The following is a 12,079-nucleotide window of genomic DNA, read 5'->3' as shown; positions in this document are numbered from 1 at the left end:
TTCGACGGGCGGGCATGAACGAGGGTTCCACGATCAGACTTCTTGCAAGAGCTCCCAGATCGAACCGGCGAGCCGATGGTTGTCGACGGGCGTGATGGTGCACCAGCTGCGCCCGTCGCTGCTCGGCTTGAGCTGACGGAGGTAACGCCCGTTGTGCGTGTCGTGGAAGGAAACGACACGGCTGGCGCGCTGTCCGTTGCGCTGCACACCGAACTGCCCGCGCGTGGACATGCCGTCGAGCATTCCGGCGAGCTCCTGCGCGTCACCGAGCCGCATGCCCCGCCGCTCCAGCGTGGTGATCATCCGTTGCGCGTCGAGCCCGACGTCCTTGGCAGCGGCCACGAGCTCGTCGTAGGGCGCGCTGATCGAGCGTCCGAACCCGGCAGGCATCTCACCAGCGACCGAGACCGCGGCCTCGGCGAGTGCCGTGCCACGAGCCTCGATCAACCACATCTCGTCACGATCCCGCACCGCCAGGATCGCCTCGTCCCCGATGGCCGCCGCCAGCCCGCTGATCTCCCGGTCGGCCCAGATCCACAGGTCGATCGACACCTGGTGGTTCGCCAGCAACGCGAACCCGTCAGCGAGCTCAGGCACGACCCGGCCGTTGCGGGCCAGGCCGCGTGCCTCCAGTGACTCCCAGGCCCGCTTCACCACCTCGGCCTTCTCCGTGTGGGTGACGGAGGGAATCCGCGTGTCGAGCGCGACGTGCGCGGCTGGGAGGCGCTGCGCCTCCCAGACCACGGCGAACTCCACTGTGGACAGAACCACAGAACCTGGTGAGCTCAAGGGATCTACTTGTCCTTCGGGTCTTCGCCGATGACGGACTGAACCACCATGCGATCATCGCCGAACATCTCGTCGGAGTCGACGCCGTACTTGCGCACGTGCTCGCCGTCCTCCTCGCCGTCACCCTTGGCACCACTGGCCGCGGGCGACATGAGCGACCCTGCGCCCTTGCCACCGACGCCACCCTTGCCGGCGGCAGCACCGGCCCGGTTCGCCTCAGGCCCGACGCCACTGGCACCACCAGGCGTCATCGCGCCACCGGGCCCCTTGCCCGCAGCCCCGGTACCGCCGGCACCAGCACCAGCACCAGCGCCGCCGGCTCCGGCCTTGCCGCCACCGATCGTGCTCGGCGCACCCTTCGGCCCGGCGGGCGCGATGGGCGTCTTCGGAGCCTGGCTGGGCCCACGTCCACCACCCACGACCTGCGCTCCACGCGCACTGGCCGTGCCGCCGGCGAGACCGGCGGCCGCAGCGGTCGCGGCTGCCACGCCGATGGACGGGACGCCGAACGGCTTGGGCAGCCCAGGACCAGCCGCGAGCGGGGTCGGCGTGTTGCCGCCGGGAAGGATGCCGGTGGCGTTGCCGGGGATGCTCGGGACGGGTGCGCCGGGCGTGCCGGTGAAGCCGGGGGTGCCTGGCGACCCGGTGAAGCCGGGGCCGCCCTGGATGCCGGGAGGACCGCCCGCCGGCGTGCCGACCTGGGGTCCGACGGGCGTGGCGACAGCAGCGCTGGCCACCACGATGTCCGGCGGCGGGTTGGGTGTGCGGAACGAGTCGATCGCGCTCTGGCTGTTCGAGGTGTAGCCGTTGAGGCTGTCGATGGCCTGCTGACGGGCCGCGTTGGTCGCCGCGACCTCCTTGGCGTGGTCGGTCTCGACGCCGAAGAAGCCGCCGACCTTGTCGCCGAAGTTCTGCTCCGTGTCGCCACGCAGCGTCTGAGACTCAGGCGAGCTGTTGCGGGCTGTCGTGGTGCTCTCACTCTGGCGCGCGACAGCGTCCGAGTTTCCCTGGGTCGCTTCGCCGGCGTCGCCGATGCCCTCCGCTGAGACCTTGGTCTTCTGCTGGCCCTTCTCGCCGGCCACACCGCCCCAGTCGATCCCGAGAACCTTGAGCTGGTTGCGCAGCTCCGTGTCCACGTCCTCCAGGCTGCCTGCGAGGTCGCGAAGTACGTCGGAAGCCGACGCGAACTTGCGGGCGAGATCACCGTTGCTGAGCTTCTTGACCTCATCCGCGAGCTGCTGGTTGGACCAGCCGTCGAAGTTGAAGTCTGCGATTTGCTCGTTACCCGACATGCCTCCCCCTCACTTCAAAGTCTTGAGAGTCTCGACCGCGAGCGTGGCCGCCTTCTTCGCGTTGCCGCACAGCTGATCCTGAGACTCGCCCTTCTGGGTGGTCGGCGAGTAGTTGACGTACAGCGCCTGACCATCAGAAACATCCACAGCAACGGCGCAGTTGACGCCTTCTGTGCCGGTTAGAACGATTTCAGCGGCGCCGAATCCTGCGACGTCCAGGAGCCTCGATGTGGTGTTCCCACCGCCGTCGAGCCAGGCCCGAATATCCCTGTTCGTCAGTCCGACGACCGTGTAGGCGTACTTGACGCCATTTTCGTAGAAGCAACCGGGCTGCTTTCCCAGATCCGACACTTCGATCTGGTCAGGCACGGCCTCGGCAACTTTGACCTCGGTCATCTGCGAAGCCGTGAGCAGCTTGCACGGATCGACTCCGTTGACCTTCAAATCCGCAGGGCGCTTCGGCACGTCAACGTTGGGCTTTGAGGATTCCGATGTCGGAGACCCACCGGATGTCGGCCCAGGCGTCCCTCCGACACCGTTCGTCGTACAAGCTGCGGTCGCCGCGAGAACGGACGCCAAAGCCATGATTTTGAGGATCGACTTGCTCACGTCACCGGTCCGAACGTCGTGGTGATTTCTTCCTCGGTGAATCCGTACTGCTTTGCCGATTCCCTGAGCTGCTGGGACAACTTGTCCAGGCTTTCGACATACAGCCTGATACGACCGACGTAAGAGTCGTCACCCACCGTCAGGCGGCGATTCCACGCGCCTGCGATGTTCGAACTGACGATGCCTGATTCTGTGCTGTTGACATCGACGTCGAGGTGAGCCTCAGCCTTCCTGAGCGCCCTCGCCAGCACCTCGGCCTGGTCCTGGATGATCACGCCGGCCTTGAGGACGTTGTCCTTGTTGACGTGGAAGTTCTGGCTAGACGGACCCGACGTCATCCCGTCGAGCAACGCCGATGCCGCGTGGAACGTGCTGACCGCGGCCCCGATCGCGCCCCCGGCCATGCCCGCGACGGCACTGAGAGCGGCATCCGCCCCCGCGTTCTGTGTCACCACGTCCTACCCCCGTACGGTTGGTAACGGTTCGGTCCCGCTTCGCAGGCTACCAACGCCTGCGTAAGACGTACCTGTGGTTGGACGAAGACCACCCCTCGTTGGTTCCACATCACTCTCCGTTCCGATTCCACTGGCGGCGTGTCGCGATTCCGGTAGCTTCCGCGACTTGGGGGAGGAACCACGCGCGACCACCTGGGGGAATGAGTGCACGGGCCACAACAGCCATACCCGCCGCGACAGCAGCCGAACCCGGCGCAACACCCGTATCAACAGCCTTATCCGTTTCAACAGCATCCGCCGCGGCCGCCGAAGAAAAGGCGCACCGGACTGATCGTCACGGCCGTCCTCGCGGCGGTTCTGCTGGTCGGCGGAGGCGTCACCACGGCCATCCTGATCAAGAGTGACGGCAGGCAGGCCATCGTGCCGGAACCTGAGGTGGCCGACACCAGCGTGATCGCGCAGAAGGTCGAGCGGCAGTCGGTCAAGTACGGCGAGATGGCGGTGATCGACGCCTGCACGGTCATGCCGGCCACGCTGCTCGAGGAGATCGGCTTCCGGGACGCAGCCCACGGCTGGCACAGCCAGAGTCACCTGCCGCAGTCCGTGCCGGTTGCCGATGCGACTGTCAAGGGCGAGACCGACGCGATCTCCACGTGCCTCTACGAGTCGACGGCGGAGGGTGGGATCGAGCGGTTCACGCTCTCCATCAGCCAGCTGCCGTTCAACGACGTGCTGCCGGCCGACTTCCAGGGCAAGGACGACACGCCGGTGACCGCGGCCGGGCTCCGGGCGTACACGAGCCCTGGCCTCAAGCCCGACAGCTTCAACGCTCGCATCATCAGCGCGGACGGCAAGGCCGAGGCTCACCTGGGTGCGTCGAGGATGAGCAACGTCAAGGAGATCACGGATCCCAAGGCGACGTTCATGAAGCTGCTGGAGGGTGTTGCGGCCAACCTCGCGAAAGGTCCGCAAGGCAGAACGACGCACGTGCACACAGGACGGTACGAGAGCGTGCCCAACGCCTGCGACGTCCTGAGCAGTCAGCTCTTCCGGGAGATCACGAACGGCAAGGACTCCGGTGTGGTCGAGGCGGACTACTACGAGCGGGAGACCTTCGACCGGTTCGAGAACGACAAGAACGAGGTGCGGTACTTCTACTCGAACCTGCAGGAGTGCCGGCGGCTCTCCCCGGAGTGGTTCGACGCCGCGGAACGCAGCCGGGGCCAGGCTTTGAAGATCAGCCTCAGGACGTACCGCGACGCCGAGATGGCGATCAAGGACGCGCAGGACTGCAATCCCGCCTCGCCGTCGCGCAAGATCACCGGCGAGGCGGTGATGAGCACGGAGAAGATCGGCGACTTCGCGGCCTGCAGTTACCTGACGGGTGACTCGCCGACCATTTCCTTCGTGGCTGGACGCACGCAGGTGCAGCTCACGGGGTACGGCGACTGGGCGCCGGACGACCCGAAGACCTACGTCCGGACGTTCACGCCCATCGCGCAGAAGATGGCGGACGAGGTGCGGCAGGCGATCGGATAGGGCACAGCTAGTCGGGTGAGAAGGCATCGAGCCCCATAGCGTTGAGCACGTGCTGGAACGACTCAACGAGGCCATGGCCCGCATCGAGGACGACCTCGAAGGCGAGGTGGACGTCAAGGTGCTCGCGCGGATCGCGGGCACCAGTGAGTACCACCTGCGCCGGATGTTCAGTGCGCTCGCCGGCATTCCGCTGAGCGAGTACATCAGGCGCAGGCGGCTCACCAAGGCGGCGAATGAAGTCCTCAGTGGACGGGGTTCGTTGCTCGACGTCGCTGTCAGGTGGGGTTATGGGTCCAACGAGGCCTTTGCGCGGGCTTTCAAGGCCATGCACGGGGTTGGGCCTCAGGAGGCGCGGGCCAGCAAGAAGGTGTTGCGGTCGCAGCAGATTCTCACGTTCAGACTGGTTGTGGAGGGGAGTACGAGCATGGAGTACCGGGTCGTCGAGAAAGAGGCGTTCCAGGTGGTCGGCCGGGGGACGCGGGTGCCGTTGGTGCACCTGGGGATGAACCCCGCGATCGTCGAGTTCGTCAAGGGCATCGGGATGCCCACGCTGGACCGGATGAAGGCGTTGAGCGACGGGGAGCCGGAGGGGATGCTGGCCCTCACCTTCAACCAGGAAGGGGTCGAGGAGGGCGACCTGCTCGACTACTTCCAGGGGGTGGTGACCAGCCAGGAGGCGCCGGAGGACATGGAGACCCTGCAAGTACCCAAGAACACGTGGGCTGTGTTCACGGCCGAGGGGCCCTATCCCGAGACGATTCAGTACATGTGGCGGGACGTGTACACGCAGTGGTTCCCGTCCAACAGCTACGAGAGCGTTGAGGGGCCGTCGATGTTGCGCACGCAGATCAACGGTGACCAGGCGACCGCGGAGTTGTGGATTCCCGTCACCAGCTGAGGACGAGGCGTTCCATCACGTCTCGTAGTTCCAGAACGGAAAGCCAGTCGGCGGGGATCACGGTGACGCCGTCGCGGGCGCCGAGGATGTTGCCGCAGATCGAACCCGTCGAGTCGCTGTCGCCCGAGTGGTTCACGGCGATGCGGACGGCGTCGGCGAAGTTCGCGCCGACCAGGGCGGCGTGCAGGCCGATGGCCAGGGCCTCCTCGCCCACCCAGCCGCCGCCGAGTTCGGACTCGATCTCCTCCGGGGTCAACGGCCCCAGGCCCATCACCTTGTCCAGCAACGAGGTCTGCTCCTCGTGGCCGTCCCAGCGGACCAGTTCGGCGCGTGCCACGGCTACGGCCGCTACCAGGTCCGAGCCGGACAGCAACGCGTGGACGATCGCTGCCAGGGCGCCTGCGGACAGGTAGCCGCTCGGGTGGTGGTGCGTCATGCGAGCCGTGCCGACGGCAAGCTCGAAGACCTCGCGCACGTCAGAAGACCAGACGGCGACCGGGGCGGCGCGCATCACGCCGCCGCAGCCCTTCGAGTTGTTCTTTTCGTTGTGCTTCAACGCGGTTATGCACGTGTGGCCCGGCGCCCGCCGTGAGTGCAGGCGCTGGTCCGCCATCAGCCAACCGTCCGAAGCGACCTCCGGGCCGCCCTGCGTGTGCAGCCAGCGCGCGTAGGCGGCCCGCACGGTCAGGAGCGGGTCGATGCCGTGATTCCTTGCCAGCAAAAGACCTTCGAGTGTGAACAGCACCATCTGGGTGTCGTCGGTGATCTCCAGCGCGGGGAGGTCGACGACACCCGACGGGCCGTGCTGGCTGCGGATCGTGTCGATCGACGAGAACTCGATCGGCGCGCCCAGGCCGTCGCCCACAGCACCGCCCAGCACACACCCGAGCAGGCTCACGGCAGCGTGATCTTCCCGTCGATGGCCTTGGAAGCGATGTCCGAACGGTGGTGCGAGCCGGTGAGGTGGATGTCCGCGATGCGCTTGTAGGCGCGCTCGCGGGCCTTCGACAGCGACTTGCCGGTGCCCACGACCGACAGCACTCGGCCGCCTGCCGAGACCACGGCGCCGTCTTCACGGCGGCGCGTGCCGGCGTGCAGGACGCCGTCGGCCTCGGAGCCGGTGATCACGTCGCCGGTGCGCGGGCGGTTCGGGTAGCCCTCGGCCGCCAGGACGACGGTCACGGCGTAGCCGTTCTCCCACTCCAGAGCCGGAAGATCAGCAAGCTCACCAGAAGCAGCCGCCAGGAACAGAGCGGAGATCGGCGACTTCAGCAGAGCGAGCACGGACTGCGTCTCCGGGTCACCGAAGCGGCAGTTGAACTCGATCACCTGCACGCCGTTGGACGTCAGCGCCAGACCCGCGTACAGCAGGCCGACGAACGGCGTCTCCCGTGCGCGCAGCTCGTCCACGACGGGCTGCACGCAGCGCGAAACGATCTCGGACACCAGGCCCTCCGGCGCCCACGGCAGCGGCGCGTAGGCACCCATGCCGCCGGTGTTCGGGCCGGCGTCGCCGTCGCCCACGCGCTTGAAGTCCTGCGCCGGGATCAGCGGCACCACGGACACGCCGTCGGTGACGCAGAACAGCGACACCTCCGGACCGTCGAGGAACGACTCCAGCAGCACCGGGTGACCGCCGTCGAGCAACGTCATCGCGTGCGCACGGGCCGCGGCCAGGTCGGACGTCACGACGACGCCCTTGCCGGCCGCCAGGCCGTCGTCCTTCACGACCCACGTCGGGCCGAAACGGGCCAGAGCGGCGTCCAGGCGTGCCGGGTTGTCGACGACCTCGCTGTGCGCGGTCGGCACCCCCGCGGCGTTCATGACGTCCTTCGCGAACGCCTTGGAACCCTCGATCCGCGCGGCTGCGCGGGAGGGGCCGAAGCAGGGGATGCCGAGCTCACGGACAGCGTCCGCGGCCCCGACCACCAGCGGTTGTTCGGGGCCGATGACGACGAGGTCGGCCTTCCACTCCTTCGCGAGGCCGGCGACGGCCGAGGCATCGGCGACGTCGACGCCGTAGAGCTCGGCGTGTCCCGCTATGCCTGCGTTGCCCGGCGCGCACGCCAAAGCAGTCAGCTGCGGGTCGCGCGACAACGCGAGGACAAGGGCATGCTCACGGGCTCCAGACCCGATGACCAGGACGCGCACGAGGGCCCAGCGTAGTTCAGCCGAGCGCCTGCTTCGCCCCAGGGTGCAGCGGGACCGGGTCGGAGGCCGAAGCCTTGTCCTTCGAGATGTCCTTCACGGCCGGGTGCACCTTCTCCAGGTCAGCCTTCTTGTCGAAGATCAGCTTGGTGACGGCGCAGGCGTTGTTGGCCGCGAAGTCCTCGCGCACGAGGAGCAGGTTCGGCACCACGATCGTGGGAACCTCGGCGACCCCGTAGGTCGCCGCCGGGATCGGCGCCGTGTCGTACACCGGGCTGATCTTCTTCATCTCCGGCAGCAGCGGGGTGATGTCGATGAACTTCACCTTGTCCTTGAGGGACGTGGTGATGTCGGTGATCTGCGGCGTCGGCAACCCGCCGGACCAGATCAGGCCGTCGATGCTGCCGTCCTTCATGCCGTCCGCGGTCTTGGTCAGGTCGAGCCGCTGGGCCTGGACGTCGGAGTCGATGTTGAGGCCGGCCGTCTTCAGCAGGCGTCCGGCGATCACCTCGGTGCCGGACTTCGGCGAGCCGGTCGAGATCCGCTTGCCCTTCATGTCGGCCACGGAGTTGATCCCGGAGTCCGCCCGGACGAGGACCTGCGTGTAGTTCGGGTAGATCCGCGACAGCGCCGCGATCTTCTCCTTCTTGCCGTTGAACGCCCCGGTGCCGTTGACGGCGTCCGCGGCGGTGTCCGCCAGCGAGAACGCGATGTCGTAGGTGCCGGAGACGAGCTGCTGGATGTTCTGCACCGACGCGCCGGTCTCGGCGGACGAGGCCTTCAGCTTCGAGTTGTCGGAGATCAGCTTCGCCAGACCGCCGCCGACCACGAAGTACACGCCACCGGAGTTGCCGGTCGCGATCGTGATCCGGCCGTCCGACGCCTCGCAGGACGCGCCGCCGCCCGAAGCGTCCGGCGTGGTGGGTGTGCGCTTGCCGCCACACCCGGAAACCACGAGCGCCAATGCGATCGCGCCGATCGCGTACCTACGCAGCATCACGAACCCTCCCACGGGAAACCAGGTGTACCGCCACGGCCACCACGAGGAACCCGGCCCCGATGGCGATCGTCAACGGCTGCAGATAGAGCAGGAACAACGCGGCCGGCACGCACAGCAGGCGTTCCGGCCAGCGCGCGGGACCGAACAACCAGCCGCCCGTCAGCACGGCGAGAGCGGCCACCCCCAGCGCGGACGCACCGAACGCCCACACCGAGTCCAGCAACGGCCCGCGCAGCAGCAGGGCGGCACCGGCGTCGGTGAGCACGAACGCCAGCGGCACGAGGAACGCGGGCAGCGTGTACTTCCACGTCTGCCACATCGTCTTCATCACGTCGCCGCCGGTCAGCGCCGCGGCGGCAACGGCCGCGAGGGCGGTCGGCGGCGTCACTTCGGACAACACCGCGTAGTAGAAGATGAACATCGCGGTCTCGGCGGGCTCGACGCCCAGCGTGATCAACGCCGGCCCGATCACGACCCAAGAGATGATGAACGACGCCGTCACCGGCACCGCCAGCCCGAGCACGGACACCGCCACGGCCGCGAGCACCGCCGTGAGCATCAGCACCACGACGGGTTCCGAGGTCAAAGCAGAAGCCAGGTCCACCAACGACCCCGCGAACGCTTGCCCCAGCCCGGTCTTGGTGATCGTCGAGGTCACCACACCGGCCGCCGCGCACACCGCGATCACCGGGAACGCCGAGCGCACCCCGACCGACAGCGCGTCGGCGATCAGCCGGAACCAGTCACGCCGGTGGTTGATCAACGCGAACAGCGCCGCCACACCCGTCGCGTACACGACGGCCTTGTAGACCGGGATGTCCAGCGCCAGGAACACGATGATGATGAAGAGCGACAGGAAGTGGTACCAGCCGAGCTTCAGCACGTCCCAGAACCGCGGCGCGTCCACGTCGACGGGATGGGCGCCGAACCGCCGCGCGTCCGCCTCGACGGCCAGCGCGATGCCAAGGTAGTAGAGCAGCGTCGGGATGATCGCCCAGATCAGCACCTCCAGGTACGAGACCTGCAGGTACTCGGCGATGATGAACGCCGCCGCACCCAGCGTGGGCGGCGACAGGATCGCCCCGATGCCGGACGCCGCGAGCAGCCCGCCCGCGTTCTCCTTGGGATATCCGGCCTTCTGCAGCATCGGCCACGTCACGGCGCCCAACGACACCGTGGTCGCGGTGCCGGATCCGGAAACCGTGCCCAGCAGGAAGCCCGCGGTCGCCGCCGTACGACCGGGCGCCGTCCGCGACTTGCGGAAAGCGGCGAAGCTGACGTCCACGAAGAACTTGCCGGCACCCGAGGCGTTCAGCACGGCGCCGTAGATCGTGAACAGCACGATGTAGGTTGCGGCGACGTCCAGCGGAATGCCGTAGAACCCGCTGGAGTCGTTGAAGAACCCGTTGATGATCTGCGGGAAGTCGATGCCGGAGTGCGAGATCGACCACGACGCCGGCAGGAACCCGCCGTAGTAGGCGTAGGCGATGAACGCCAGGCACACCACCGGAAGCACCCACCCGGTCGTGCGTCGGCAGGCCTCCAGGATCAGCACCAGCAGCACCGAGCCCGCGATCACGTCCAGGGTCGAGAGCTGGCCCTGCCGGTTCAGGAACTCGTCGTAGCCCCCGAACAGCGGATACGCGCCCACCACGAAGGCGAGCCCGGCCAGGATCCAGTCCCACCAGGGCGGCGTGTGCCCGCGGCCGTAGGCGAGGAACACCAGCGGCAGCGTCACCGCCAGGAAGATGATCAGGTAGTACTGGCTTCCCTTGGCGAACGGGAAGAACACCTGCTTGAGCACCAGGAGGGCGATCAGCAGGCCGGCGATCCACAGTGCCCGCTCCCACCTGGGTGAGAGCGAACGCGACGGCATCTCCTCGTCGTGCTCCGCGACGATGCGGGCGAGGTCCGGGTTGGCCACGAACCGACCGTACTGTGGGGCCGATCACAGCCCCAGGGGATCAATCCAAAGGAACTGCAAAGACTCGGAGCGAGGTCACACGATGGCACTGTCCACATAGCACCAGCGCCAGTTCTCGCCCGGCTCGAACGAGCGCATGACCGGATGCTGGGACGAGCCGAAGTGCGCCGTCGCGTGCCTGTGGGGACTCGAGTCGCAGCACGCCACGTGCCCGCAGGACAGACACATCCGCAGATGAGCCCAGTTGCGCTCGCCCAGAGCGAGGCAGTCGACGCAGCCCTCGGTCGACTCCGGTTCCACCGACTGAGGCAGCGCTTCGACGTGCGGACAGGTCATGGCTTCCATCATTACGCAGAATGAGCGGCATGCACGGGCCTGAACTACTGCTGCTGCTCCTCGGGGCGTTGATCGTCACGTCCCTCGCCCGCCGCCTGAACTGGCCGGCGCCGCTGGTGCTGGTCGCCGTCGGTCTGGTGGTCTCGTTCATACCGGGCGTGCCGGAGTTCCAGCTCGATCCCCACCTGATCCTGGTGCTGGTGCTGCCGCCGCTGCTCTACAGCGCCGCGCTGGACAGCTCGTACCTCAACATCCGCGCGAACCTGCGGCCGATCGGGCTGCTCGCGGTCGGGCTGGTGCTGTTCACGACGCTGCTGGTCGGGGTCACGGCGAGCCTGGTCTTCCCGGACCTGCCGTTCGCCGCCGCGCTCGTGCTGGGCGCGGTCGTGGCGCCGCCGGACGCGGTCGCCGCGGTCGCGATCGGCCGCAAGCTGGGTCTGCAACGCCGGGCGATGACGCTGCTGGTCGGCGAGAGCCTGATCAACGACGCCACGGCGCTCACTGCGTTCAAGGTCGCGGTGGCGGCCGCGGTGGGCACGGCCATGCATCCGGTCGCGAGCATCTGGATGTTCCTGTACATCACCGCGGGCGGCATCGCGGTCGGGCTGCTCGTCGGCGTGGTGGTCAGGTACCTGCGCAAACGGCTCTGCGAGGGAGTGCTGGAGAGCGCGCTCGGCCTGCTCGTGCCGTTCGGCGCCTACCTGCTCGCGGAAGAGGGCCTGCACGGGTTCGGCATCCAGTTCTCCGGGGTGCTCGCGGTCGTCGTCGCCGGCCTCTACGTCGGCCACAACTCGCCGCGCGGCAAGTACTCGACGCGGCTTCAGGACGCGGCCGTGTGGCGGTCGGCGGACGTGCTGCTGGAGTCGTTCGTCTTCGCGCTCATCGGCCTTCAGGTCTCGTCGATCATCAGCGACGTCGACCTGAACGCGAGCCTGCTGCTCGGGGCGGCCGCGGTGGTGTTCGCGGCGATCGCGGCGCGGTTCATCTGGATGTACCCGGCCTCCTACATCCCGATCTACACGTCCAAACGCAGGCGGGAACGCGAGGGCACGCCGCACCTGGGCCAGGTCACCGTGATCGCCTAGGCGG

The 12,079-nt window shown here is 67.7% G+C and carries 12 protein-coding genes; 3 read left to right on the top strand and 9 right to left on the bottom strand.

Annotation, left to right across the window (positions count from 1 at the left end; all coding sequences use genetic code 11):
• Positions 1-33 precede the first annotated feature (33 nt).
• The 4 genes from BM417_RS19460 to BM417_RS19445 are packed head-to-tail and all read right to left on the bottom strand — an operon-like array spanning position 34 to position 3,094.
• Positions 34-771 (bottom strand): ESX secretion-associated protein EspG, encoded by a 738-nt coding sequence (locus BM417_RS19460; protein ID WP_245822005.1) that lies wholly within the window; start codon positions 769-771, stop codon positions 34-36.
• A gap of 23 nt (positions 772-794) precedes the next feature.
• Positions 795-2,081 carry a hypothetical protein gene (locus tag BM417_RS19455; protein ID WP_093595669.1) on the bottom strand — a complete coding sequence of 429 codons (1,287 nt, stop codon included), beginning with the start codon at positions 2,079-2,081 and terminating at the stop codon, positions 795-797.
• Positions 2,082-2,090: 9 nt separating this feature from the next.
• Positions 2,091-2,690, bottom strand: a complete 600-nt coding sequence (locus BM417_RS19450) for a DUF3558 domain-containing protein (protein ID WP_093595666.1) — start codon at positions 2,688-2,690, stop codon at positions 2,091-2,093.
• Positions 2,687-3,094 carry a hypothetical protein gene (locus BM417_RS19445; RefSeq protein WP_093595663.1) on the bottom strand — a complete coding sequence of 136 codons (408 nt, stop codon included), beginning with the start codon at positions 3,092-3,094 and terminating at the stop codon, positions 2,687-2,689. The genes BM417_RS19450 and BM417_RS19445 overlap by 4 nt, the downstream gene beginning before the upstream one ends.
• 471 nt (positions 3,095-3,565) lie before the next feature.
• Between BM417_RS19445 and BM417_RS19440 the strand changes: the two genes are divergently transcribed.
• Together BM417_RS19440 and BM417_RS19435 are read left to right on the top strand one after the other, a co-directional pair.
• On the top strand, positions 3,566-4,684 hold the full coding sequence (locus BM417_RS19440) for a hypothetical protein (RefSeq protein ID WP_143138710.1): 1,119 nt from the start codon (positions 3,566-3,568) through the stop codon (positions 4,682-4,684).
• 49 nt (positions 4,685-4,733) lie between these two features.
• Positions 4,734-5,582 (top strand): AraC family transcriptional regulator, encoded by an 849-nt coding sequence (locus tag BM417_RS19435; protein WP_093595657.1) that lies wholly within the window; start codon positions 4,734-4,736, stop codon positions 5,580-5,582.
• Here the strand turns inward: BM417_RS19435 and BM417_RS19430 are convergent.
• From BM417_RS19430 to BM417_RS19410, 5 genes are all read right to left on the bottom strand, one after another.
• The gene (locus tag BM417_RS19430) at positions 5,572-6,480 is read right to left on the bottom strand and encodes an ADP-ribosylglycohydrolase family protein (RefSeq protein ID WP_093595654.1); all 909 of its coding nucleotides are present in this window, start codon (positions 6,478-6,480) and stop codon (positions 5,572-5,574) included. The two genes, BM417_RS19435 and BM417_RS19430, sit on opposite strands and share 11 nt — an antisense overlap.
• Positions 6,477-7,733 (bottom strand): phosphoribosylamine--glycine ligase, encoded by a 1,257-nt coding sequence (gene purD / locus BM417_RS19425; RefSeq protein ID WP_093595651.1) that lies wholly within the window; start codon positions 7,731-7,733, stop codon positions 6,477-6,479. Before purD ends, BM417_RS19430 begins: the two co-directional genes overlap by 4 nt.
• A gap of 16 nt (positions 7,734-7,749) precedes the next feature.
• Positions 7,750-8,727 carry a TAXI family TRAP transporter solute-binding subunit gene (locus tag BM417_RS19420; RefSeq protein ID WP_093595648.1) on the bottom strand — a complete coding sequence of 326 codons (978 nt, stop codon included), beginning with the start codon at positions 8,725-8,727 and terminating at the stop codon, positions 7,750-7,752.
• Positions 8,717-10,606 (bottom strand): TRAP transporter permease, encoded by a 1,890-nt coding sequence (locus tag BM417_RS19415; RefSeq protein WP_093596278.1) that lies wholly within the window; start codon positions 10,604-10,606, stop codon positions 8,717-8,719. The genes BM417_RS19420 and BM417_RS19415 overlap by 11 nt, the downstream gene beginning before the upstream one ends.
• Before the next feature lie 123 nt (positions 10,607-10,729).
• Positions 10,730-10,990 carry a UBP-type zinc finger domain-containing protein gene (locus BM417_RS19410; RefSeq protein WP_177320489.1) on the bottom strand — a complete coding sequence of 87 codons (261 nt, stop codon included), beginning with the start codon at positions 10,988-10,990 and terminating at the stop codon, positions 10,730-10,732.
• Between the two features lie 20 nt (positions 10,991-11,010).
• On the opposite strand from BM417_RS19410, the gene BM417_RS19405 reads away from it, so the two are divergent.
• Complete coding sequence (locus BM417_RS19405; protein ID WP_322788973.1) at positions 11,011-12,075, top strand: cation:proton antiporter domain-containing protein; 1,065 nt, start codon at positions 11,011-11,013, stop codon at positions 12,073-12,075.
• Positions 12,076-12,079: the final 4 nt, after the last annotated feature.

Source organism: Lentzea waywayandensis, assembly GCF_900115955.1.
In the GTDB taxonomy this organism is placed as follows: domain Bacteria; phylum Actinomycetota; class Actinomycetes; order Mycobacteriales; family Pseudonocardiaceae; genus Lentzea; species Lentzea waywayandensis.
Note: the sequence above shows the minus strand (reverse complement) of the source record. Positions and strands in the feature narration are given on the sequence as shown.

Bases quoted from the DNA above. Each gene is read 5' to 3' on its own strand.
- BM417_RS19410 (WP_177320489.1), bottom strand. From the start codon at position 10,990: ATGACCTGTCCGCACGTCGAAGCGCTGCCTCAGTCGGTGGAACCGGAG.
- BM417_RS19420 (WP_093595648.1), bottom strand. From the start codon at position 8,727: ATGCTGCGTAGGTACGCGATCGGCGCGATCGCATTGGCGCTCGTGGTT.
- BM417_RS19455 (WP_093595669.1), bottom strand. From the start codon at position 2,081: ATGTCGGGTAACGAGCAAATCGCAGACTTCAACTTCGACGGCTGGTCC.
- BM417_RS19415 (WP_093596278.1), bottom strand. From the start codon at position 10,606: ATGCCGTCGCGTTCGCTCTCACCCAGGTGGGAGCGGGCACTGTGGATC.
- BM417_RS19405 (WP_322788973.1), top strand. From the start codon at position 11,011: ATGAGCGGCATGCACGGGCCTGAACTACTGCTGCTGCTCCTCGGGGCG.
- BM417_RS19445 (WP_093595663.1), bottom strand. From the start codon at position 3,094: ATGGCCGGGGGCGCGATCGGGGCCGCGGTCAGCACGTTCCACGCGGCA.